We start from the raw sequence: 23,817 nt of genomic DNA on the forward strand, positions 1-23,817 counted from the left end.
TCACGCCCCTCCTCAGCCGGCCTCGGACCGCGTCCCTTCCACGTGCGCGCGCACCTGCTCCGGCGTCAGATAGCTGTCCGTGTACTCGAAGTCCTTCAGCTTGGCCGGGCGCCGGGCCTGGAAGCCCGTGCGGACGAAATCGTCGCCCGCGAGCGCGTTGAGCGTCCAGTTCGTCAGCACCCGCGCCTTGGCCACGCCCGTGCGCAGCGCCATCCAGTGGTAACCGCGGGCGACGGCCTGCGCCGGCAGCCCGCGCAGCTCCACGCCCATCGGCTTGGACACGGCGTCGGTGCCGCCCAGGTCGACGACCAGACCGAGATCCTTGTGCGCGTACGGCTTCAGCTCCCGGCCCCGCAGCGCGGCCATGACGTTGTCGGCGACGGCCGTGCCCTGCCGCATCGCGTGCTGCGCGGTCGGCGGGCACACCGCCCCCTCCTCGCCCTTGGCCTCGTCGGGCACCGCGGCGGCGTCGCCGAGGGCGAACACCCCGTCGTGCCCCGGCAGGCACATCTCGGAGGTGACCGCGAGCCGGCCGCGGACGGTCTCCGCGCCCAGGGTCGCGATGAGCGGGCTCGCCACCACGCCGGCCGTCCAGATCAGCGTCCGGGTCGGCACCACCCGCCCGTCGGTGAAGGTGACCTCCTCCGGCCCCGCCTTGGCGATGGACACGCCGAGCGAGACCTCGATCCCGCGCCGGCGCAGCACCTCCTGCGCGCTGCGGCCGAGCTTGTCGCCGAGCTCCGGCATCAGCTTCGGGGCGATGTCGATCAGATGCCACTTGATCAGGCTCGGGTCCAGCCGGGGGTAGCGCTTGACCGCGTTGTGGGTGAGCAGCTGGAGGCAGGCCGCGGTCTCGGTGCCGGCGTAGCCGCCGCCCACGACCACGAACTGCAGCCGCGCCGCCCGCTCGACGGGGTCGTGGCTCGCGTCGGCCAGGTCCAGCTGGGAGATGACGTGGTCGCGGATGTAGGCGGCCTCCGCGAGCGTCTTCATCCCGAAGGCGTGCTCGGTCAGCCCCGGGATGTCGAACGTGCGGGTGACGCTGCCGGGAGCCAGCACGATGTAGTCGTAGGGCTCGTCGACGATCTCGTCGTTGATGGTGCGGATGACGCAGACCTTCGACTTCAGGTCCACGCCGATGGCGCCGCCCGGGATGATCCGGGTGCGGTACTTCTTGCTGCGGCGCAGCGACACGGCGATCGACTGGGGGGTCAGCACCCCGGAGGCGACCTGCGGCAGCAGCGGCAGATAGAGCTGGTAGCTGAACGGCGTCACCAAAGTGATCTCGGCCTCGCCGGGGGAGAGCTTGCGTTCCAGACGCCGAACGCACCCCACTCCCGCGAAGCCCGCGCCCACCACCAGGATCCTGGGTCGTGTCACGATGTCCATCCCTTTCTGCGGCTCCAGGCGGTCTTCCTCGACGTCATGCGCGTTCCCGCCGGACGGCGCTTCGCACCTCGCCGATCGATCCCACCGCGACCGTAGTGCTCGCGCCAGTGGAGCGGAGCATGCAGACGAACGTTTTGCCGATTCTCCCCCCGAGGTCCTCGCCGCATCCCGATCGCGCCCGTCACGGCCCCTCGGGCTCGTGAAGTCAGGACCCCGTGGACCCCGTGGACACCGTCGCCGTACGGCTGTCGATGTGGGACAGCAGCAGGCAGACGTCGTCGTCGCGCTCGGAGTCGCTCAGCAACGGGTGCAGGATGCGCTCCGCCGAACCGCGCAGATCCGCGTCCAGCTCCTCGGTGCGGAACGAGCCGAGCGCCGCCGCGAGCCGCTCGATGCCCGGGTCTATGCCCTGCGCACGCCGCTCGACCAGACCGTCCGTGTACAGCGCCAGCGTCGTACCGGGCACGAGGGGCTCGGTGTGGTCGGCGATCTCCTGGCGCAGCGGGATGCCCAGCATCGCCCCCGGCTTGGCGCCCAGCGTGCGCACCCGGCCGTCCGGCTCCCGCAGCACCGGCGGCGGATGTCCGGCGGCCGCCCAGGTCAGCACCGGGTCGCCGGGCGTGAAACGGGCGATCACCGCCGTCGCGTACAGGTCGGGCTGGAGATGGTGCAGGAAGGTGTGCAGCCGGGTCAGCAGCACGCCGGGGCTGCCGCCGTCGACGGCGTAGGCGCGCAGCGCGGTGCGCAGCTGGCTCATCATCACCGCCGCGTGCAGCCCGTGCCCGGTCACGTCGCCGATGACGGTGATCAGGGAACCGTCCGGCTGCCGGAACGCGTCGTACCAGTCGCCGCCGATGTTCAGCCCGTACGTCGCCGGCAGGTAGTGCGCCGACAGGTTCAGGCCCTCGATCGTCGGCAACTGCGTCAGCAGCGCGTGCTGGAGGGTCTCGGCGATGTCCCGGTTGTGCTCGAAGCGCCGCGCGTTCTCCAGCGCGGTGCTGGCCCGCCGGGTCAGCTCGATCAGCATCACCGCGTCGTCCGGGTCCCAGCGCTCGCCGGGCGGCGTCAGCGTCAGCACGCCCAGCGGGGTGTGCCGGGTGGGCAGCGGGATGCACAGCACGGGCGTGCCGGGGTGCGTCTCCGACGGCGGCAGGTCGTCCACGCCGGGCAGCCCGCCGGGGTGGTCGGCCGCGTACTGGGGCCGTCCGGTGCGACCCGCGACCACCGCCGCCGCGGCTGACGACGAAGTCCCCGGGGCCGGCGGATGCCGGTCGTCCTCGGCGTCGAAGAGCCACACGTCGACCGTGCGCGCGTACTCCGGGACCAGCAGCTCGGGCAGCCGGCGCACGATCTCCTCGTGGTTCAGGGACGCCGTCAGCGCCGCGCTGGCGTCCGCGAGGAACGTCAGCCGGCGCCGGGCGCTCTCCGCCTCCTGGCGCGCCGCGCGCTCCGCCGCGAAGGCCTCCCGCTGCGCCCGCCCGGCCGCGTCCAGCTCGGCGTGCAGCGCCAGGACGCCCTGGTTGGTCTGGTGCAGCTCCTCCCGGTGGAAGAGCACCAGCTCCTCCTGCTCGGCGAGTCTGTCCAGCACGACGGCGGTGTCCTCGTCCGCACCGAGCAGGGCCTCGGCGAGGACCGCCGGGTCGTCGGCCACCCCGTGGAGGACCGAGGCGTCGGCCGGCTCGGGACACGGCACGGTGACGTGCCACGGCGGCTCCCCGGCGGCGGGGGAGGAGGCGATCTCGGCGCGCAGCACGCCCTCCGACGTCTCCAGGGTGAGCCGCCACGCGCCGCCCTTCGTCAGACACTGGCGCAGCCGCCCGCTGAGCGCGCTCGCCAGCCGGGTGCGCTCCAGCGGGGCGACGCCGAACGCGGCGGCCAGGCGCGCGGTGGCGATCCGCGCGCGGGCCGCGTCGGTGACGGTGGTGATCTGCCAGGTACGCATCATGGGCGGTCCGGTGGGGTCGGGGACAGGACGGCCACGGCGGTGTCGTCACGCACCGGGCGGGCGGAGCTGCTGGCGTCGCGCACGATGACCGCGGCGACGACCGCCGGGTCCATGGCGGGCAGCCGTGGGTCGGACGGCGGCGTCCAGCGGCTGGGCAGACCGTCGCTGTGCAGCACGAGGAGCCGGTCCGCCCCCCAGGCCGCCTCGGTCTCGGGCAGCGACGTGGGGCGGTGGACCCCCACTATGCCCGGCCGGGACAGCAGATGCCGCCAGTTGTCGCCCTCCCGCAGCCGCGCCCCCACGTTGCCGATGCCGGCGAACCTGAGCCGCCCGGCCCGCAGGTCGAGCTGGGCCAGCGCGACCGCCGCGCCGCGAGTGCCGCGCAGCGCGCCGTCCAGGCGGCCCAGCACCTCGGCCGGGCGCAGATGGGCCGAACGGTGCAGCTCCTCGACCGCCGCGCTCGACGCGCGGGCGGCCCCCGGGCCGTGGCCCAGCCCGTCGGCCAGCATCAGCGTCAGCCGGTCCTCGGCGCGCACGAAGGTCCAGGCGTCGCCCGAGAAGGCGCTCCCGGCGAACGGGACGTTCACCCCGCCGGCCCGCGCCGGCACCGGCTCACGCGTGTACGTCTTCGGCCGGCTCGCGCCGACCCGGGCCAGCGCGACCGTGCCGCGGCCCGGGAGGCTGTGCAGGTCGAAGTCGTCGGCCACCCGCCGGCAGGTGCCCAGGCCCGCGCCCAGCGAGCCCGCCGTGGAGAAGCCGTCGCCGGACGCGGCGCCGACGTCCGCGATGCCCGGCCCGTGGTCCACGGCCGCGATCTGCACCACGCCGCCCGCCTGGCCGGTGGGAGGCGCCACCACCTCGACGAGCAGCTGACCGCCGCCGCCGTGCTTGAGCAGGTTGGTCGCCAGCTCCGTCGCCACCAGCGCGGCGGCCGCCGCACGCGACTCGTCGAGCCGCGCGAGGGCGGTCGCCTCCTCGGCGGCCACCCGGGCGTCGCGCACCCGCGTCGAGTCGTGCACGGGGACCTCCCACACCCGGGGCATCAGACCTCCTCGCGCTGGCGGGGCGGGCGGGCCGCCCACGAGGTCACCGTGACCGTCGTGCCCGCACCGGGCGTGCTGTCGATGGCGAAGTCGTGCACCAGCCGCTTCGCCCCGCCGAGCCCCATGCCCAGGCCGCCGCCGGAGGTGAAGCCGTCGCTGAGCGCCCGCTCCACGTCGGCGATGCCGGGCCCCTGGTCGGAGAAGACCAGCCGCAGCCCCTGCACCCGCCCCTCGGCGACGCGCATGGTCTCCACCTCGCCGCCCCCGCCGTACACGAGGGTGTTGCGGGCCAGCTCGCTGGCCGCGGTGACCAGCTTGGTCTGCTCGACCAGACTGAAGCCGAGCGCGGCGGCGGCCTGCCGCACATGCTGCCGTACCCACGCCAGATCCATGTCGGAGCGGATCGGCAGGCGGGCCTCGACGCCCGCGGCCGTCCCGCTCACCGAGGTTCCCCGCGCGGGCCGCGCGCAGCCGGGGAGCCCGTCGAGCCGAGGAGCGCCAGCGCCGCCTCGGTGCTCAGCGCCGTACGCAGTCCCGGCAGCGTCAGACCCAGTTCCACCAGGGTGATCGCCACCGCGGGCCGCATACCGGCCACGACGGTCTGCGCGGCCAGCAGCCGGGCGTTCGCCCCGATCTCGGCCAGCACCCGGCCGAGGAAGGAGTCGACGATCTCCACACCGGAGATGTCGATGACCACGCCGGTGACCCGGCTGTGGGCGATCGCCTCCACGATGTCGTGCTGGAGCTGTTCCGCCGTGCTGTCGTGCAGATCACCCTGAAGGGTGACCAGCAGGATGTCACCCAGCCTGAGCACCGGCACGGTTGCCCCGCCGGTGGGGGAGAAATGGCCGTTCACCGCTGACCCGCACCGCCGGCCGCCGAGTGCACGATGTCCGCGCCCAGCCCGTGCAGGGCGTACGACAGGGCGTCGGCCAGACCGGCCCGCGTCACCACGGTGCCGAGGTCCAGACCGAGGTGGACGATGGTCTGCGCGATCGCGGGCCGGATGCCGGAGACGACGCACTCGGCGCCCATCAGCCGCACCGCCGCCACCGTCTTCATCAGGTGCTGCGCGACGAGCGAGTCCACCGTCGGCACACCGGTGATGTCCAGGATCGCGTACTTGGCCTGCTGGTCGACGACCGCCTCCAGCAGCGTCTCCATGACGACCTGGCTGCGGGCGCTGTCCAGCGTGCCGATCAGGGGGACGGCGACGATGCCGTCCCACAGCCGGATGACCGGCGTGGCCACCTCCAGCAGCTGGAGCTGCTGCCGGTCGTTGAGGGCCTGCACCTCGGTCAGCGCGGTCTCCGTGACCACCAGCCGCAGCGTGCCCATCAGCACGGTGAGGGTCGAGCTGCACTCCCTCACGTGATCCGGGGAGGCGTCGGCCAGGTCGGCGACCAGCAGGTCCACGGCGGGCGCCCGCAGCGCGTCCACCTCACCGGAGACCTGGGCCGTGCTCAGGCCGAACCGGGAGCGGGCGGAGGTCATCCGGGACAGCTGCTCGCGGATCGCGGCGAAACCGGAGCTGTCGGAGTTCTCCACCCGGCCGGAGCGGACGACGTCCGCGAGGGCGTCCACCACGGCGCGGCCCGCGTCCACCGCCTCGTCCCGGGACACCGTGAAGACGGTGCGGAAGAAGGACTCGTCAGCCCACCGCTGGGCGATCTGCTCGCGGCGGCGGCCCAGGAAGGCCCCTACCTCCTCCGTCGGCGTACGGTGTTCCGCGGCCGCTTCGTGCTCCGGCACTCTTCGCTCCTCATCTGCGTCCCACTGCCCCGTCACCGCCGCAGACGACGGTGACGCGGGGTGACCCTTGCCGGACGACAACCCTAACCAGGTCCCCGACCGGCCCACTCTCTTGGCCTGCCCGCACGACTGTCAAACGATCACCGCTCCCCTCGATCAGGCCTGCTGCGGGCCGTCGATCAGGGCCAACGCGTCCTCCACCTTGTCCGACACGGGCACCGTGAGGCTCACCCCGGTCAGGTCCAGGACCCGACGCACCGCCGGCGTGGGATCGATCACGTGCACACTGCCCGGCAGGTTCCGCGCCTCCTGGTACACGCGCAGGATGATGTTCATCCCGGAGGAGTCCATGAAGGGCACCGCGGACAGATCCAGCAGGAAGTGCCGCCTGCCGTGATGGAGCTGGTTCGCCAGATGGGCCTGGAACTCGGTCGCCGTGTCGAGGTCGAGATGCCCCTCGACCGTGACCAGGGCCACGTCCTCGCGGGGCAGGGTGACCTCGACGGACAACGGGTTCTGGGCGATGGACACGAGTACCTCCGAAAACTGACGGTCCGGGCGCGTGCCCGGGGGTGACTGCGGTACGGGTCGAGCGCGGTCGGGACGGATCCTCCGGCCGACACCGGGCCCTGCCTCGTCTCCCCCCTCGCCTTCCGCTCCCGGCCTCGCACCGCGCACGAGCGGATACCCACGAACCCGTCGCTCATGCACCGAAGATTCCGCGGGAACCCCTGAGGGGTCCTCGCGCCGCGCCCTGATGCGGACGCTCACGGCGCGAGGACCCCTCATGACGGCGCGCGGCCCGGTCAGCCCAGCCTGATGCCCACGATGCAGGTGTCGTCGTCCGTGTCCGACCTGCTGTACGTGAGCAGCCGGTCCAGCTGCTGGTCCAGCGTCGCCACGGCCGTGCGGGCCTCGCTCAGCAGATGCGTCAGCGACTCCTCCACCGACCGGTCCCGCCGCTCGATCAGCCCGTCCGTGTACATCAGCAGCGTGTCGTCGGCCGCGAGCTGGACCTCGTCCTCCTCGTACGCCGTCTCCGGCACGGCGCCCAGCAGCATCCCCTTCAGCAGGGGCAGCGGGGCCGCGTTCGCCTCGCGCACCAGCACCGGCGGCAGATGGCCGGCCCTCGCCCACCGCAGGGTGCGCCGCACCGGGTCGTACAGCCCGCACACCGCCGTCGCCGTCACGGCGCCCGTCAGATGGTGGGCCACGATGTTCAGCCACGACAGCAGCTGCCCCGGACCCGCCCCGGTCACCGCCAGTCCGCGCAGCGCGTTGCGCAGCACCACCATGGACGTCGCCGCCTCGATGCCGTGCCCGGCGACGTCGCCCACGCACAGCATCACCAGCCCCGACGGCAGCACCACCGTGTCGTACCAGTCGCCGCCCACCAGCTGCTCCTCCTCGGCCGGCCGGTAGCGCACCGCCACCTGCAGCCCGGGAACCGCCAGCGGCGTGTGCGTCGGCGGCATGATCGCGTGCTGGAGCTGAAGCGTGAGCCGGTTGCGCTCGCTCGCCTGCTGCTCGGTCTGCGCCAGCTGGTCACGCGTCGCGGCGAGCGCCACCTCCGTCCAGTGCTGCGCGGAGATGTCCTGGTAGGCGCCGCGTACGGCGACCAGCCGGGCGTCGGTGTCCAGGACGGGCTCGGCCACGATCCGCATGTGCCGGGTCACCCCGTCCGGCCGCTGGAGGCGGAAGGCCGCCGAGGACGGCCGCCGGTGGTGCATCAGCGTGCGCAGGAACCGCCCGACGGGTACCGCGTCGTCGGGGTGGGCGTGCGCCCCCAGCTCCTCCAGCGGCACCGGGGAAGCGGAGGGGTCCCGCCCGTACAGGGCGAACATCTGCCCGTTCCAGGTGGTCTCGCCCGTCAGCACGTTCTCCTCGAAGCCGCCGATGCGGCCGAGGCGCTGCGCGTGCTGCAACAGGCTCGCCAGCCGCGCCGTCTCGTCCTCGATGCGCCAGATCAGCAGCACGCACGTGCCGTGCCGGCTGATGCTCAGGTCCGCGACCGCCGACAGCGGCACCTCGTCCACGAGCGCGGTCAGACTCATCCGCCGCGCCCGGAACGGCTCACCGGTGGCGTAGACGCGCTCGATGCGCTGGAACAGGTCGCTCCCGCCGGCGGACATCGGGTACGCCTCCAGCATCAGGGCGCCGTTGACCACCGCCCGGGGCCGGCCCGCCGGGTCCAGGAAGCGGTCGTTGACGTGCTGGATGCGGAAGTCCACCAGCTGCCCCGACGCGTCGATGTGCGGCACGAGGACCAGCGCCGGGTCGTGCAGCCCGTCCGCCAGGTCCATCAGCTCCGCGGCGTCGGGCAGCACCCGGGGCTCCCGGTCGGAGCCCTCGGCGTCCGTGTACGTCTGCAGGGTGTGCGCGCACAGCTCGGCCAGCGCCTCCACCTGGCGCACCACCTGCGGCGGCTGCGGCTCCAGCGGGGCGGGCCAGGCGATCTCCAGGACGCCGTGCACCCGGCCGCCGGTCCCCGCGGGCAGGGCGACCCGGCCGCCGTCGGGGTGCAGCTGCCGGCCGATGGTGGGCACGCCCGTGTGCGCCAGCGAGCGGATCCACTGCCCCGAACGCTCCGTCAGGCCCCGCCGGGCCACCGTGGCCACGTCCGGCGGGACGTAACGCCAGCGCGCCGCCTCCGCGGGGGCGAAGCCGGCGCTGCCGGCCAGCGTGAGCGAGCCGTCCGGGCCGGCCGCCCAGATCGCCACCGCCACCGCGCCGAGCGGGCCCAGGGCGTGCTGGAGCAGCGAGTCGGCGACGGCCTGCGTGTCGTCCGCGGCGAGCGCCCCGCTCTCGGCGGCCCGCAGCCGCACGGCCGCGGAGTCCTCCCCGAGGCCCTCGCCGAGCCCCTCTGCGCGGCCCTCGTCGACGCCGGAGACGGTGGCGATGAAGGCGTCGGTCACCTCCGACACGCGGTCCCGGGCGGCCTGGTTGATGACCTCCACCGCGAACTCCAGCGGCGTCACCGCGGCCTGCCGGGCCAGCTCGGTGAGCTGGCGGGCCGCCTCCGCCGGGCCGCATCCGAGCCGCTCCACCAGGATGCCCTTGGCGAGTTCGACCAGGGCCCGGCCCTCGGCCTCGGCCTGCGCCGCCCGCACCTCCCGCCGCAGCCGTGCCACGGTCGCGGCGAGCCGGCCCACCGGGGTGGGCGTCTCCCCGTCCTCGCCGGCCCGGCCTTCACCGGACCGGCCCTCGGGGGAGCGGTCCGCGCGCGACGCGACGGCGGTGGCCTGCCCCGGGGACGGCGACACGCCGGCCGTCCCGTCCGCGAACGGCCGGGCCGCGCCGTCGCGGCCGGCCTCGGCCGGAGCGTCGTTCCTCTCGTGCGGTTGTTCGGGAATGCTCACGTGCGAAGACTCCTCGGCTGGAACGTCCGGGGGCGGATGCGGGCGGGCGCTCTCAGACGGTCAGCCAGCGGCGTACGCAGGACATCAGATCATGGGTGTCGACGGGCTTGGTGACGTAGTCGCTGGCGCCCGAGGCGAGGCTCTTCTCCCGGTCCCCGGGCATCGCCTTCGCGGTCACCGCGATGATGGGCAGCTCGGCGTAATGCGGCATGGTGCGGATCTCCGCGGTGGCGGTGTACCCGTCCATCTCCGGCATCATCACGTCCATCAGCACGAGCGCGACGTCCGGGTTGTTGCGCAGCGTCTCGATGCCCTCGCGCCCGTTCTCCGCGTGCAGCACCCGCATGCCGTGCAGCTCCAGGATGCCGCTCAGCGCGAACAGGTTGCGCGCGTCGTCGTCCACGACGAGGACCGTACGGCCCACGACGGCGTCGTCGACCGGCGGCGGGCCCACCGGCTGCGGCTCGTCCGGGCGGACCAGCGCCAGCACGTCCCCGGGCTGCTCGGCCGACAGGTGCAGGGTGATGCGCTCACGCAGCTCGTCCAGGCTGGACAGGAACTCCAGCGGCCGGCCCGCCGAACGGGACTGCAGCGTCTCCTCCTGCGCCAGGTCGGCCCGGTGCCCGCTGTGCACCAGCACCGGCACGCCCGTCAGCGCCGAGTCGGCCTGGAGCGCCTCCAGGAAGCGGGAGGCCTCCGCGTCCGGCATGCCCAGCTCCAGCACCACGCAGTGGCACGGCTCGGCGGCCAGCGCGCCCGCCGCCTCCTGCGCCCCCACGGCGGTCACCACGTCCACGGGCGGCGGCGGGGCGCCGTCCTCCCGGCTGCGCGCCATGTCCGCCACGACGCTCTCCGCGACGAGGGTCAGCAGCCCGCGCGGCCGCTCCTCCACCACGAGCAGCCGGCGCGGACGACCACCGGTCCCGCCCGGCGACAGCGGCAGCCCCGGGGCGGGCGCCATCAGCGGCGCCGGCCGCTCCTCGGAACCGCGCTCCACCGGCCGTCCGCCGGCGAGCAGTTCCTCGAAGTCGCCCCGGGCGACCGGCAGGTACAGCGTGAACGTGCTCCCCTTGCCGGGCGTGCTGTCGACGGTCACCGCACCGCCGAGCAGATGGGCGATCTCCCGGGTGATGGACAGCCCGAGACCCGTGCCGCCGTACTTGCGGCTGGTGGTGCCGTCGGCCTGCTGGAAGGCGCCGAAGATGGTCTCCAACTGCTGTTCCGGGATGCCGATGCCGGTGTCCTTGACCCGGAACGCGACCACCGTGCCGCCCCGGATCACCCCCTGGGGCACCTCCTCCGGCGCCACCGGCTCGATGCGCAGCTCCACACTGCCCTGCTCGGTGAACTTCACCGCGTTGGACAGCAGGTTGCGCAGCACCTGACGCAGCCGCGAGTCGTCCGTCAGCAGGTCCGCCGGAGCGCCGGCCGCGGTGCTGATGGTGAAGTCCAGGCCCTTCTGCGTCGTCATCGGACGGAACGTCGCCTCGACGTACTCCAGCAGCTGACGCAGCGGCACCCGCTCCGGCGAGACGTCCATCTTGCCCGCCTCGACCTTGGACAGGTCCAGGATGTCGTTGATCAGCTGGAGCAGGTCCGAGCCGGCCGAGTGGATGATCCCCGCGTACTCCACCTGCTTGGGGGTGAGGTTGCGCGAGGGGTTCTGGGCCAGCAACTGGGCCAGGATCAGCAGGCTGTTGAGCGGGGTGCGCAGCTCATGGCTCATGTTCGCCAGGAACTCCGACTTGTACTTCGACGCCAGCGACAACTGCTGCGCCCGCGCCTCCAGTTCCTGCCTCGCCTGCTCGATCTGGAGGTTCTTCGCCTCGATGTCGCGGTTCTGCGCCACCAGCAGCGAGGCCTTCTCCTCCAGTTCGGCGTTGGAGCGCTGCAGTTCCTCCTGCTGCGACTGCAACTCGGCTGAGCGGGCCTGGAGTTCGGCGGTCAGGCGCTGCGACTCGTCGAGCAGCTCGTCGGTACGGGCGTTCGCCACGATGGTGTTGACGTTGACGCCGATGGTCTCCCTGAGCTGCTCCAGGAAGTCCCGGTGGATCTCCTTGAACGCGGTGACCGAGGCCAGCTCGATCACGCCGAGCACCTGGCCCTCGAACAGGATCGGCAGCAGCACCAGCGCGCTGGGCTCGACCTGTCCGAGCCCCGAGGAGATGGCGACGTACCCGGCGGGCAGCTCGTCGACCGTGATCGTACGGCGGCTGCGGGCGGCCTGGCCGACCAGGGAGCGGCCGAACGGGATGCGGGTCGGGCGGGAGTCGTCGTCGGGGTAGCCGTAGGCGCCCACGAGCCGCAGCTCCGGGCCCTTCCTGCCGTCCTCGGCGAGGTAGAACGCGCCGTACTGGGCGGCGACCAGCGGCACCAGCTCGTCCATGATCAGCTCGGCGACCACGGGCAGGTCCCGGTGGCCCTGCATCAGACCGGAGATCCGCGCCAGGTTCGTCTTGAGCCAGTCCTGCTCCTGGTTGGCGAGCGTCGTCTCGCGCAGGGACCCCACCATCGAGTTGATGTTGTCCTTCAGCTCGGCGACCTCGCCGGAGGCCTCCACGGTGATCGAGCGGGTCAGGTCGCCCTCGGCGACGGCGCTCGTCACCTCGGCGATCGCACGGACCTGCCGGGTCAGGTTCCCGGCCAGCTCGTTGACGTTCTCCGTCAGCCGCTTCCAGGTGCCCGAGACACCCTCCACCTCGGCCTGTCCGCCGAGGCGTCCTTCGGTTCCGACCTCGCGGGCGACGCGGGTGACCTCGTCGGCGAACGCGGACAGCTGGTCGACCATCGTGTTGATGGTCGTCTTCAGTTCGAGGATCTCGCCGCGGGCGTCGACGTCGATCTTCTTCGACAGGTCGCCCCGGGCCACCGCCGTCGTCACCAGGGCGATGTTGCGGACCTGGCCGGTGAGGTTGTTGGCCATGGAGTTGACGTTGTCGGTGAGGTCCTTCCAGGTGCCGGCCACGTTGGGCACGTGCGCCTGTCCGCCGAGGCGGCCCTCGGTGCCCACCTCGCGGGCGACACGGGTGACCTCGTCGGCGAACGCCGACAGGGTGTCGACCATGGTGTTGATCACGTCGGCGAGCGCGGCGACCTCGCCCTTGGCCTCGACGGTGATCTTCTGCGACAGGTCGCCCCGGGCCACGGCGGTGGCCACCTGGGCGATGGAGCGCACCTGGCCCGTCAGGTTCGACGCCATCACGTTGACGTTGTCGGTGAGGTCCTTCCAGGTGCCCGACACCCCGCGCACCGTGGCCTGACCGCCGAGGTTGCCGGCGGTGCCGACCTCGCGGGCGACACGGGTGACCTCGTCGGCGAAGGCGGACAGCTGGTCCACCATCGTGTTCAGGGTGTTCTTCAGCTCCAGGATCTCGCCGCGGGCGTCCACGGTGATCTTCTGGGAGAGGTCGCCCTGGGCGACCGCCGTGGCCACCTGCGCCACGTTGCGGACCTGCGCGGTGAGGTTGCCCGCCATGAAGTTCACCGAGTCGGTGAGGTCGCGCCAGGTGCCCTTGACGCCCTTGACGTCGGCCTGTCCGCCGAGGCGGCCCTCGGTGCCGACCTCGCGGGCGACGCGTGTGACCTCGTCGGCGAAGGCGGAGAGCTGGTCGACCATCGTGTTGATGGTGTTCTTCAGTTCGAGGATCTCGCCGCGTGCGTCCACGGTGATCTTCTGGGAGAGGTCGCCCTTGGCGACCGCCGTGGTCACCTGGGCGACGTTGCGGACCTGCGCGGTGAGGTTCCCGGCCATGAAGTTGACCGAGTCGGTGAGGTCGCGCCACACGCCGGCCACGCCCGGCACCTGGGCCTGCCCGCCGAGGCGGCCCTCGGTGCCGACCTCGCGGGCGACGCGTGTGACCTCGCCCGCGAAGGCGGAGAGCTGGTCGACCATCGTGTTGACGGTCTCCTTCAGCTGGAGGATCTCACCGCGCGCCGGCACGTCGATCTTCTGCGACAGGTCGCCCTTGGCCACCGCCGTCGCCACCTGGGCGATGTCACGGACCTGCGTGGTCAGGTTGCCCGCCATCGCGTTGACGGAGTCCGTCAGGTCCGCCCACGTCCCGGAGACCCCCGGCACCTCGGCCTGACCGCCGAGGGTGCCCTCGGTGCCGACCTCCCGCGCCACCCGGGTGACCTCGGAGGTGAACACGGACAGCTGGTCGACCATGCCGTTGAACACGGTGGCGATGTCGCCCATCAGCCCGTCGCCGTCGGCGGGCAGACGGGTGCCGAAGTCGCCGTCGCGTACGGCGGTGAGCCCGGCGAGGAGCCGCCTGAGCTCCTCGCCGGGGACCGTGTCGACGACCTCGGTCGCGTTGCTGGTCATCCGTACCCTCGTTCCGCTCCCCAGGAGCCCCCGGCGGGGGCTCGGAACGCGGGCCGCCCGGGTGGGCGGCACCGCACGTCGTGCGTGTATTTCCGCAGTTCACGGATGTGCGCTGACGAGAGAAATACGCCGAAGGCTAACCCACGAGCCGGGGGCGGAACAAAGCGTCGCGTATTTTGCGCACACAGGATTTCCACCGGGCGCTCATCAGGCATACACGGCCCGATGCGGGGTACTGGAGAGGATTCGCGGTCCGTACCGGCCCCCGGTGGCGAGGTCGCGCGAGTCAGGCGAGCTCGGAGCCCAGCAGTCCCGTGCGCAGCCGGCTCACCAGCCGGCTGATCAGCCGCGAGACGTGCATCTGCGAGATGCCCAGCTCCTGGCCGATCTCGGCCTGAGTGCGCTCCTCGACGAAGCGCAGATGCAGGATCCGCCGCTCCCGCGGGCCGAGTTCGGCGATCAGGGGCGCCAGCGAGTGGAAGTCCTCCACCAGCGCCAGCGCCGGTTCCTCCACGCCGATGAAGTCGGCCAGCACCGACTCGCCGTCCGTGCCGCCGTCGGCGACGAGGGCGGCGTCGAGCGAGGCGGAGGTGTAGCAGTTGGCGGCCTTGCGGGCCTCGATGACCTCCTCCTCGGACAGCGACATCAGCTGCGACAGCTCGCGCGTGGTGGGCATCCGGCCCAGCCTGGTCTGCAACTCGTCCGTAGCCCGGGCCAGTTCGACCCGCGCCTCCTGGAGCCGGCGCGGCACGTGGACCGCCCAGCTGGTGTCGCGGAAGAAGCGCTTGATCTCCCCGACGATGTAGGGCACGGCGAACGAGGTGAACTCGACCTCGCGGGACAGCTCGAACCGGTCGATCGCCTTGATCAGGCCGATCGTCCCGACCTGGACGATGTCCTCCATCGAGTCGCCCCGGCCGCGGAACCGGGAGGCCGCGTACCGCACCAGCGACAGGTTCATCTCGATCAACGTGTTGCGCACGTACTGGTGCTCGCGCGTGCCCTCCTCCAGCACGGCCAGCCGGTCGAAGAACCGGCGCGAGAGCTGTCGCGCGTCCCTCGGGCTGACCTGGGTGGGCGATTCGACGACCGGGACCCCCTCCGGGAGGCCGTCCGCGGCCTCCGGCTCCGCCGTGGTCTCTCTCGCCTGTGCCGTCACGGCATTCATGCCGCTCACTCCGTTCGTGAATGCCCGCCGTGGACCGTCGGACTTGATCAAGGACGGACTCCGTGTGCCCTTCCTTCCCCACCCCACACCGCTGCGGACGCACCAGCCGCCGGCGTCGGCCGAATCCGCCGAATGCCCGCGCGGGGCGCGGGTATCCGGGGTGTGGAATCGAGAAGGGAGCAGCGTGACCATGGACGGAATCTGGTCCTACCCGGCAGGCAGCGGGCATGCGGCGGGAGAGGACCTGACGGGGTATGACGTGGTGGCGGCCGACCGCACCATAGGCCACGTCGAACGGGAGGACGGCCACCACGGCATGTGGCACCTGGTCGTCGACACGGGTGTCTGGCTCTTCGGGCGCAGCGCCGTGGTCCCGGCGGGGGTCGTGCGGTCCGTCGACACGCAGGCCCGCTCCATCGTGCTGTCCTGCACCGGGGACCAGGTCAAGGAGGCCCCCCGGTTCACTACGGACAGCGAGACCATGGACCCCGCGTATCTGGCGGCCGTGGCCGAGTACTACCACCGGCTGGCCCCGCACGGGACGACCACGGCCTGACCGCCGACGGCCGCGCGGGCGGGCCCCGGATGCTCGCATGCCGTCACGGGCATGTCGTCAGGGAGCCGCCCGCGCGCCGCTCACCCGATCCTCAGCCGAGTCCTCACCCGGGTCCCTCGGCACGGCGGGAATCACCACGGCAGGAAGACGTGCACGTCCTTGCCCTTGTCGTCCGCGACCACACTGACCTGGCTGCACAGGGTGTGGATCAGGTGCCAGCCGATGCCGCCGCCCCCGCTGTCGGGGTGGAACGGCCGGGGCGCCGGCGGAGTGGGGTTGGTGTCGTGCACCGTGACGTGCACGCCGTCGAACGTGGGACGCAGATGCAGTTCGAAGGGACCCGGCGCGTACTGGACCGCGTTCGCGGACAGCTCCGTGACGATCAGCACGATGTCATGCCAGTACTCGGGTGCCGCGGGTCGGGACACCCGTGACAGGTCACGGAGGAACTCCTCGGCTGCCAGTCGCGCGCCCGTCACGTCGTGCGGTTCGCCCGAGAATCGGGCGGTGCGGCCCGGGATCGCCCAGGAGGTCAGTGAGTCGTTACCACGGGGCTCGGTTGCCATGTCGTAGTTGCGGCCCGCTGTGGCCGGGGCCGTCGTCCTTTCTTCCGCAGCTTGCTCGTCGCACTCAACAGGGTTCCCGAGGCGGCGCAGGCTACGCGTCCGGCTCCCCACGGCCGCATGTGAGATACGCCGGGCCACCGCGCGGCCACGCCGGGTGCGTCCGTCAGCGGAACACGTCGTCGGCGTCGTCCCAGCTGAGCACCTCTTCCACCGGGCTCTGCCGGGGCGGCCGGGCGCGCGCCTGGTACATCGCCTCGATCTCGGCCGCGTAGTGCCGCACGATCGAGTCCCGGCGCAGCTTCATCGACGGGGTGAGCAGACCGTTGGACTGGTCGAACGGCTGGGGGAGGATCCGGAAGCAGCGGATGGACTCGGAGCGGGACACCGCGCTGTTGGCCGCGGCCACCGCCCGGCCGATCTCGTCCCGCAGGGCGTTCTCCTCCCGGTCCTCCCGGCTGAAGGCGTCGCTGTGCAGCGCCAGCCCGCCGCGCCAGTGCGCCAGGAAGTCGGGGTCCAGCGTGATCAACGCGCCCACGCAGGGCCGGTTGTCGCCCACGACCACCGCCTGGTGCACCAGCGGATGCATCCGCAGCCGCTGCTCCAGCGCGGCCGGCGCCACGCTCTTGCCGCTGCTGGTGATGATGACGTCCTTCTTGCGGCCGGTGATGGTGAGGTAGCCCTCGTCGTCCAGCGTCCCGAGGTCGCCGGTGGCCAGCCAGCCGTCCCGCAGCGCGGCCCGGGTTGCGCCCTCGTCGTTGATGTAGCCCTGGAACACGGACGGGCCGCGCACCAGGATCTCCCCGTCGTCCGCGACGCGGATCTCGTTGCCCGGCAGGGCCTGTCCCACGGTGCCCGTCTTCTCCCGGCCGAGCGGCTGCATGGTGATCCCGCCGGCGGTCTCGGTCAGCCCGTACCCGTCGTGCACGTAGATGCCGATGCCCTCGTAGAACAGGGACAGGTCGCGGTGGAGCGGCGAGCCGCCCGACGTGGCGCGGTGCACGCGCCCGCCGAGGGCGGCACGCAGTCTGCGGTACACCGTGCGCTCGAACAGGGCGTGCTGGAGCCGCAGGTCGAAGCCCGGCCCCGAGCCCCGGCCGAGCCGCTGCCGTTCGACGGCGGCCGCGAAGTCCCGGGCCGTCTCCGCGGCCCGCTCGAACACCGCGCCCCGGCCCTCCTGCTGGGCGGTGCGCAGGAAGTTCTTGTAGATCTTCTCGAACACGGAGGGGACGGCGTACAGATATGTCGGCCGGAAGGTGCGCAGCGCCTCGGCGAGCGCGGTGGCGCTCAGGTCGGGCTCGTGGCCCATGAGGATGCCGCCGCGCAGACACAGCCCCTGGATCATCAGCCCGTACACATGGGAGAAGGGCAGGAAGGCGAGCACGGAGGCCTGCTTCCCGGCCGGCGCCGCCGTCCGCCCCCAGCCGGCCAGCAGTGTGTCGCAGGGCGCGGCCAGACTGCGGTGGCTCAGGGCGCAGCCCAGCGGGCGGCCCGAGGTGCCGGAGGTGTAGGCGACCACCGCGGTGGAGTCCGGCAGCACGATCCGGCGCAGCGAGTCCACCGAGGTGATCGACACCGTCCGGCCCAGCTGTGCGAGTTCGTCCATCGCGCCGGTGTCCAACTGCCAGACATGGCGCAGGGCGGGCAGGTTCGCGCACACCGAGCCCACCGTCATCACGCTCTGCTCGTCCTCGACGACCACACCGACGCAGCCCGCGTCCCGCAGGATCCACTCCACCTGGTCGCGGGAGGACGTCGGATAGATGGGGACGACCTCGGCGCCCAGCGCCCACAGGGCGTGGCACAGCACCGACCACTCGTAACGGGTGCGCGCCATGATCGCCACACGGTGGCCCGGCGAGATCCCGGAGGCGACGAGCCCTTTGGCGAGGTCGACCACCTGGTCCCGCAGTTCGAGGGCCGTCACCTCCACCCACTCCTCTTCTCCCGTGGAGGCGGAACGGCGGGCGAGCACGGGAAGCGCGGGGGTGCGGGCCGCCGTCTCGAAGACGCTGTCGGCGAGCCCTCCGGTCAGGGGCGGGGCGGCTGGGGGAGCGAGGGCTACGTGGCGCATGCGCTGCTCCTGACATGTACGGGGTGTGACTCAGCCGATGAGGACAGTCATCGACGGTGGTCGAATGTAGCCCAGGCGGGACCGTTTGTGGCCGCGAACGGATTAGTAATCCGCGTTGATGATCTCGAAGGTCGGGGGACTCGGGGGACATGACCCACATCAGTCCCGACCCCGAACCCGAACGCAGCACCGGTCTCGAACCGGGAGGCGGCGTTCCGCCCGGCGAGACGCCGCCCGCGGAGAGCAGCCTGCCCGAGGCCGGCCCACGCGAGACGCACAACCCGACCAAGGGCTGGGCCAAGGCCCCGCTCACCCTGATCATCGTCCTGACCGTACTGGTCGCGGCCTTCTTCCTGGCCTACGCCCTGCTCCTGATCCTCTGAGCGCCGCTCCCGGCGGGCGGGGGCCTAGTGTGCCCCGCCGGCCTGGGTGTGGCTGACGCAGGCCGTCACGACCTCGCGCAGGCTGCCCGTGCGCTCCCACACCTCGCGCTGGATCCGCGCCCCGTTGCCGTCGCGCAGCAGCGCCGCACAGCCCTCGCGGGCCCGCTCCAGGTCCCCGCTGTCGGCCAGCGCGTCCGAGACGTGGTCCAGCAGGGCGTTCACCACCGTCTCGGCGGGCGCCCGCCGCATGGTCGCCGGATGCAGCAGCTCACCGGTGAGCCCGGAGCGCGAGGCCTGCCAGCCGGCCAGCCGCAGCAGGCTCACACTGTGGTCGACGGGCTCCTCCCCGGCCTTCCAGGAACGCGCCGCCGTCTCCACTAGACCCCGGGCGAGGGTGGCGAGCAGAACCGCGGTCCCGGCGTGCAGACAGACGTCCGCCACCCGGATCTCCACCGTCGGATAGCGCGCCGACAGCCGGGCGTCGAAGTAGATCATCCCGTCGTCGAGGATCGTGCCCGTGGCGACCATGTCCGCCACCCGCCGGTGGTAGCGCTCCGCCGAACCGAACAGCTCGGTCGGCCCGGCCGAGGGCCAGCGCTCCCACACCCGGCTGCGGTAACTGCTGTACCCCGACTCGTTCCCCTGCCAGAAGGGCGAGTTGGCGCTCAGCGCCAGAAGCACCGACAGCCACGGCCGGATGCGGTCGACGACCGCTACGCCCTCGTCGTCGGAATCCACCGACACATGGACGTGGCATCCGCACACCAGTTGCTCACGCGTGGCGATGCCGTAGTGCTCCGCCATCCACTGGTAGCGGCGGTTCATGCCGACCGAGGGCAGCACCGGCAGCGGCGACGTCGCCAGCGCCGCCACGGCGCAGCCGATCTCCCCGGCGTGCCGGGCCGCCTCCGCGCGGATGCGCACGATCTCCTCGCCGAGTTCCGCCATGCCCGACTGCGGGTGGGTGGCGAACTCCAGCATCTGATCGTGCAGTTCCTTCTCGAAGACGCCTTCCTCGGCTTCGTCCCGCTCGGCGCGGGCAAGAACCGCGGCCGACATGGCTCGCGGTTCACCGGTCTCCGGGTCGACCAGGAGGAGTTCCTCCTCCACTCCGACGGTGCGCACGTCTTCACAGCCTCTCTGCAGGGGGTACGCACCCGAATGCCCCGCAGGGCCTCCTTCACACGCCCGTCGGCGCCAGCCACACGGTGGCGAGCGGCGGCAGCGTCAGCCGGATCTCCCCGTTCCGCGCCCGCACGTCCCCCTCCGGGCCGGCGACACGCACGTCACCGCCGCCGTAGCGCGCCGCGTCGGTGTTGAGCACCTCCCGCCACACCCCGTCGGGCACGCCGAGCCGGTAGTCGTCGCGGACCACCGGCGAGAAGTTGCTCACCGACAGCAGCGGCGTGCCGTCGGCGGCGTGGCGCAGGAAGGCGAACACGTTGTCGTCGGCGGCGTCGCACAACACCCAGCGGAAGCCCGCCGGTTCGGTGTCGCGCTGCCACAGGGCCGGCGTCGCGCGGTAGAGCGTGTTCAGATCGCGCACGAGGTGCTGCACGCCCCGGTGGTCACCCGCGGAGGCGTACCCGGGGTCGAGCAGCCACCACTCCGGCCCGTGCTCCTCGGACCACTCCGCGCCCTGCGCGAACTCCTGCCCCATGAAAAGAAGTTGCTTGCCCGGATGGGCCCACATAAAGCCCAGGTAGGCGCGGTGGTTCGCCCGCCGCTGCCACCAGTCGCCCGGCATCTTCGACACCAGCGCCTGCTTGCCGTGGACCACCTCGTCGTGCGAGATGGGCAGGACGTAGTTCTCGCTGTAGGCGTAGATCATCGAGAACGTCATCTCGTGGTGGTGGTACTTGCGGTGCACCGGCTCCTTGGCGATGTACTCCAGCGAGTCGTGCATCCACCCCATGTTCCACTTCAGCCCGAAGCCCAGACCGCCGCTGTCCGTCGGCCGGGTCACCCCGCCCCAGGCCGTCGACTCCTCGGCGATCGTCACCACACCCGGGTTGCGCCGGTACACCGTGGCGTTCATCTCCTGGAGGAACGCCATCGCGTCCAGGTCCTCCCGCCCGCCGTACACGTTCGGCGTCCACTGCCCGGAGTCCCGCGAGTAGTCGAGGTAGAGCATCGAGGCGACGGCGTCCACCCGCAGCCCGTCGATATGGAACTCCTCGCACCAGTAAGTGGCGTTGGCCACCAGGAAGTTGCGCACCTCGGTACGCCCGAAGTCGAACTCGAAGGTGCCCCAGTCGGGGTGCTCGGCCCGCCGCGAGTCCCCGGGCTCGTACAGCGGATCCCCGTCGAAGCGCGCCAACGCCCAGTCGTCCTTGGGGAAGTGCGCGGGCACCCAGTCCATGATCACGCCGATGCCCGCCCGGTGCAGACTGTCCACCAGGTACTTGAGATCGTCCGGCGAGCCGAGCCGGGCGGCCGGCGCGTAGAACCCGGTGACCTGGTAACCCCAGGAACCCGAGAACGGGTGCTGCGCGACCGGCATGAACTCCACATGTGTGAAGCCGAGTTCGTTCACGTACGCCGGGAGCTCCTCCGCCAGCTTGCGGTAGTCCGATCCCGGCCGCCACGAAGGCAGGTGCACCTCGTACACCGAGAACGGCGCCTCGTGCACGGGGACGTCACCCCGGTGCGCCATCCACTCCGCGTCGCCCCACTCGTAGTGCGAGGCGTGCACGATCGACGCCGTGTCCGGCGGGACCTCCGCGCACCGCGCCATCGGGTCGGCCTTCAGGAAACGGTGACCGTGGCGGGAGGTGATCTCGAACTTGTACTTCACGCCCTCGCCCACGCCGGGCAGGAACAGCTCCCAGACCCCGGACGCGCCGAGCGAGCGCATCGGGAACGCCGTCCCGTCCCAGAACGTGAAGTCGGCGGCCAGGCGCACGCCCTGGGCGTTCGGCGCCCACACCGTGAACCGGGTCCCCGCCACCCCCTCATGGACCATCGGCTCCGCGCCCAGCGCCTTCCACAACTGCTCGTGACGCCCCTCCCGGACGAGATGCAGGTCGAGCTCGCCCAGCGCGGGCAGGAAACGGTACGGATCGTGCACCTCGGCCTCGTCCGCCCCGTCCTGCTCGTACGACACCGCCAGCGTGTACGCGGGGATCGCGTCGAGCGGCAGCAGCGCCGAGAAGAGACCGTCCCCCTCCGACACCAGCGGCGTGCGCACGCCGTCCACCACCACGGCCACCGACCGGGCGTACGGGCGCAGCGCCCGGAAGGCGATCCCGCCCGGCACCGGATGCGCGCCGAGCAGGGAGTGCGGGTCGTGGTGCGCCCCCGCCAGCAGCCGGCCGCGGTCCGCCGCGTCCAGCGCGGGCGCCGCACCCGGGCGGGGGCCGGCCGACTCGGGCAGAGAGGTGTCGCGCAGAGCCATGGGTCAGCCTCCTCGGACGGCGAGTCGTTCGATCGCCGCCATGGGTACGGGTAGCCAGTCCGGACGGTGCCGCGCCTCGTACAGCACCTCGTACACGGCCCGGTCGGTTTCGTAGGCACGCAGCAGCGCGTGCTTCTTGCGGGGGTCCCAGCCGGCCCGCGCCGCGTAACCGGCGCAGAACGCCTCCCGGCAGCCGCGCGCCCACTCCGGCCGCCAGGGCCGGCGCTGCCGGGCGGCGTAGTCGAAGGACCGCAGCATGCCGGCGATGTCCCGCACCGGGGAGTGCGGGCTGCACCGCTCGGCCAGCGGACGGGACGGCTCGCCCTCGAAGTCGATGACGAACCAGTCCTGTCCGGCGCGCAGCACCTGCCCGAGGTGCAGGTCGCCGTGGATGCGCTGGGCCGGCGGGCCCGGATCGCACACGGCGAGCGCCTCGAACGCGGTGGTCAGACCGGGGACGTACGGGCGCAGCGCCGCCACATGGTGCGCCGCGGCCTCCAGGCGCTCGGTCATCCCCGCCGCCGTCCGCGCGTTGTCGGCGTGCGGACCGCCCGGGAACGCCGCCGCGAGGGAGGTGTGCACCTCCGCCGTGGCCCGGCCCAGCGCCTCCGCCTCGACGGTGAATTCGTCGCCGTGGGCGAGGGCGTCCAGTGCCAGGGTCCAGCCGTCCGACGCGTCGGGCAGGAACGGCTGGAGCACGCCGAGCGTCGCCTCCAGGGGATGCGTCGTCCGGAACCACGCCACCGGCGCCGGGACCCGGCCGCACCCCTGCCCGGCCAGCGCGACCGGCACCTCCAGGTCGGGGTTGACACCGGGCTGGACGCGCCGGAACACCTTCAGGATGAAGGCGTCGCCGTACACCACGGACGTGTTTGACTGCTCCGCCTCCATCAGCCGCGGCGCGAGCCCCGCCGGCACCGGCTTCGACGGGTCGGACTCGAAGCACAGCGGCCCGAGGGAGCCGGGGTGCCGCATACGCTCCAGCAGCAGCTGCGCCGACCGGGGGTCCTGCAACGCGTCGTGCACCGTGAGGCCGGCCAGCGCCCCCTCCTCCACCCTGCCGATCAGGGCCCGCCCCAGCCGCGGGGACTGGTGCCGCTGGATGCCGAGGAGCAGTTGGTAGCAGTCCCCGGGCGGGGGAGTGCCGCCGGGCGAGGGCACGCCCGACTGGCCGGTCTGCACCAGCAGATGCAGACAGCCCGGATACAGCTCGGTCATGGACAGCAGACGCAGGTCGTGGAGCGGCCGGTCCTTGCCCGCGAACCAGCGCTGCCGCGGCAGCCACTCGCGCAGCAGAGCGCCCAGCGTCCCCGTGGAGCGGACGCCGGTGGCACTGCCCGGGCTCAGAGATGCGGTCTTCTGCATGGTGACGCGTCCTTTCCTCGACGCACGCTCACCGACGCCGGCCGACGCGGGAGGCGGCTCGGGCGAGCCGGAACCAGTAGAAGCCGTGGCCGGCGAGGGTGAGCAGGTAGGGCAGCTCGCCGACGGCGGGGAAGCGGACGCCGCCGAACAGCTCGACGGGGTGGCGGCCCTTGAAGCGGCGCAGGTCCAGCTCGGTGGGCTGGGCGAAGCGCGAGAAGTTGTGGACGCAGAGCACCAGGTCGTCCCCTCCGTCCTCCGAGGAGGCCTCCCGCAGGAAGGCGAGGACGGCCGGGTTGGAGGAGGGCAGCTCGGTGTAGGAGCCGAGTCCGAAGGCGGGGTTCTGTTTGCGGATCTCGATCATGCGGCGGGTCCAGTGCAGCAGCGAGGAGGGCGACGACATCGACGCCTCGACGTTGGTGACCTGGTAGCCGTAGACGGGGTCCATGATGGTGGGCAGGGAGAGCCGGCCGGGGTCGCAGGAGGAGAATCCGGCGTT

The 23,817-nt window shown here is 72.5% G+C and carries 18 protein-coding genes; 2 read left to right on the forward strand and 16 right to left on the reverse strand.

Annotation, left to right across the window (positions count from 1 at the left end; translation table 11 throughout):
- Positions 1 to 12 precede the first annotated feature (12 nt).
- The 10 genes from ACFYXA_RS07095 to ACFYXA_RS07140 all read right to left on the reverse strand — a co-directional run bounded on the left by ACFYXA_RS07095 (position 13) and on the right by ACFYXA_RS07140 (position 14,983).
- Entirely contained in the window at positions 13 to 1,389 is a 1,377-nt protein-coding gene (locus ACFYXA_RS07095) for an NAD(P)/FAD-dependent oxidoreductase (RefSeq protein WP_352251338.1), read from the reverse strand.
- A gap of 205 nt (positions 1,390 to 1,594) precedes the next feature.
- Positions 1,595 to 3,334 (reverse strand): PP2C family protein-serine/threonine phosphatase, encoded by a 1,740-nt coding sequence (locus ACFYXA_RS07100; protein ID WP_389028930.1) that lies wholly within the window; start codon positions 3,332 to 3,334, stop codon positions 1,595 to 1,597.
- A complete protein-coding gene (locus tag ACFYXA_RS07105) occupies positions 3,331 to 4,377 on the reverse strand; it encodes a SpoIIE family protein phosphatase (RefSeq protein WP_389028933.1) in 1,047 nt (348 codons plus the stop codon). The genes ACFYXA_RS07100 and ACFYXA_RS07105 overlap by 4 nt, the downstream gene beginning before the upstream one ends.
- Complete coding sequence (locus ACFYXA_RS07110) at positions 4,377 to 4,769, reverse strand: anti-sigma regulatory factor (protein WP_389029122.1); 393 nt, start codon at positions 4,767 to 4,769, stop codon at positions 4,377 to 4,379. The genes ACFYXA_RS07105 and ACFYXA_RS07110 overlap by 1 nt, the downstream gene beginning before the upstream one ends.
- A 47-nt stretch (positions 4,770 to 4,816) precedes the next feature.
- A complete protein-coding gene (locus tag ACFYXA_RS07115; protein ID WP_352251332.1) occupies positions 4,817 to 5,233 on the reverse strand; it encodes an STAS domain-containing protein in 417 nt (138 codons plus the stop codon).
- Entirely contained in the window at positions 5,230 to 6,129 is a 900-nt protein-coding gene (locus ACFYXA_RS07120) for an STAS domain-containing protein (protein WP_389028936.1), read from the reverse strand. Before ACFYXA_RS07120 ends, ACFYXA_RS07115 begins: the two co-directional genes overlap by 4 nt.
- 156 nt (positions 6,130 to 6,285) lie before the next feature.
- On the reverse strand, positions 6,286 to 6,660 hold the full coding sequence (locus ACFYXA_RS07125) for an STAS domain-containing protein (protein ID WP_389028939.1): 375 nt from the start codon (positions 6,658 to 6,660) through the stop codon (positions 6,286 to 6,288).
- Positions 6,661 to 6,935: 275 nt separating this feature from the next.
- Positions 6,936 to 9,488 (reverse strand): SpoIIE family protein phosphatase, encoded by a 2,553-nt coding sequence (locus ACFYXA_RS07130; protein WP_389028941.1) that lies wholly within the window; start codon positions 9,486 to 9,488, stop codon positions 6,936 to 6,938.
- A 52-nt stretch (positions 9,489 to 9,540) separates the two neighbouring features.
- Entirely contained in the window at positions 9,541 to 13,815 is a 4,275-nt protein-coding gene (locus tag ACFYXA_RS07135; RefSeq protein WP_389028944.1) for a HAMP domain-containing protein, read from the reverse strand.
- Positions 13,816 to 14,101: 286 nt separating this feature from the next.
- Positions 14,102 to 14,983 (reverse strand): RNA polymerase sigma factor SigF, encoded by an 882-nt coding sequence (locus ACFYXA_RS07140; protein WP_352251323.1) that lies wholly within the window; start codon positions 14,981 to 14,983, stop codon positions 14,102 to 14,104.
- A gap of 190 nt (positions 14,984 to 15,173) precedes the next feature.
- Here ACFYXA_RS07140 and ACFYXA_RS07145 point away from each other — a divergent pair, with 190 nt between their 5' ends.
- The gene (locus ACFYXA_RS07145; protein WP_389028948.1) at positions 15,174 to 15,539 is read left to right on the forward strand and encodes a PRC-barrel domain containing protein; all 366 of its coding nucleotides are present in this window, start codon (positions 15,174 to 15,176) and stop codon (positions 15,537 to 15,539) included.
- A gap of 131 nt (positions 15,540 to 15,670) precedes the next feature.
- Here ACFYXA_RS07145 and ACFYXA_RS07150 read toward each other — a convergent pair whose 3' ends face one another.
- Positions 15,671 to 16,105: an ATP-binding protein gene (locus ACFYXA_RS07150; protein WP_352251319.1), complete on the reverse strand. Its 435-nt coding sequence runs from the start codon at positions 16,103 to 16,105 to the stop codon at positions 15,671 to 15,673.
- A gap of 163 nt (positions 16,106 to 16,268) precedes the next feature.
- A complete protein-coding gene (locus tag ACFYXA_RS07155) occupies positions 16,269 to 18,176 on the reverse strand; it encodes an AMP-dependent synthetase/ligase (RefSeq protein ID WP_352251317.1) in 1,908 nt (635 codons plus the stop codon).
- Between the two features lie 149 nt (positions 18,177 to 18,325).
- On the opposite strand from ACFYXA_RS07155, the gene ACFYXA_RS07160 reads away from it, so the two are divergent.
- On the forward strand, positions 18,326 to 18,559 hold the full coding sequence (locus ACFYXA_RS07160; protein ID WP_351096441.1) for a DUF6480 family protein: 234 nt from the start codon (positions 18,326 to 18,328) through the stop codon (positions 18,557 to 18,559).
- A gap of 24 nt (positions 18,560 to 18,583) precedes the next feature.
- On the opposite strand, the gene ACFYXA_RS07165 is transcribed toward ACFYXA_RS07160, so the two are convergent.
- From ACFYXA_RS07165 to ACFYXA_RS07180, 4 genes are all read right to left on the reverse strand, one after another.
- The gene (locus ACFYXA_RS07165; RefSeq protein WP_389028954.1) at positions 18,584 to 19,684 is read right to left on the reverse strand and encodes a glutamate--cysteine ligase; all 1,101 of its coding nucleotides are present in this window, start codon (positions 19,682 to 19,684) and stop codon (positions 18,584 to 18,586) included.
- Between the two features lie 55 nt (positions 19,685 to 19,739).
- The gene (gene glgB, locus ACFYXA_RS07170) at positions 19,740 to 21,956 is read right to left on the reverse strand and encodes a 1,4-alpha-glucan branching protein GlgB (RefSeq protein WP_389028957.1); all 2,217 of its coding nucleotides are present in this window, start codon (positions 21,954 to 21,956) and stop codon (positions 19,740 to 19,742) included.
- Positions 21,957 to 21,959: 3 nt separating this feature from the next.
- Positions 21,960 to 23,321, reverse strand: a complete 1,362-nt coding sequence (locus tag ACFYXA_RS07175) for a maltokinase (RefSeq protein WP_352251309.1) — start codon at positions 23,319 to 23,321, stop codon at positions 21,960 to 21,962.
- 28 nt (positions 23,322 to 23,349) lie between these two features.
- Positions 23,350 to 23,817, reverse strand: a 468-nt coding sequence (locus tag ACFYXA_RS07180) for an alpha-glucosidase C-terminal domain-containing protein (RefSeq protein ID WP_389028960.1), incomplete at its 5' end; no start/stop codon positions are given.

This window comes from Streptomyces sp. NPDC002566, assembly GCF_042889585.1.
GTDB lineage: Bacteria > Actinomycetota > Actinomycetes > Streptomycetales > Streptomycetaceae > Streptomyces.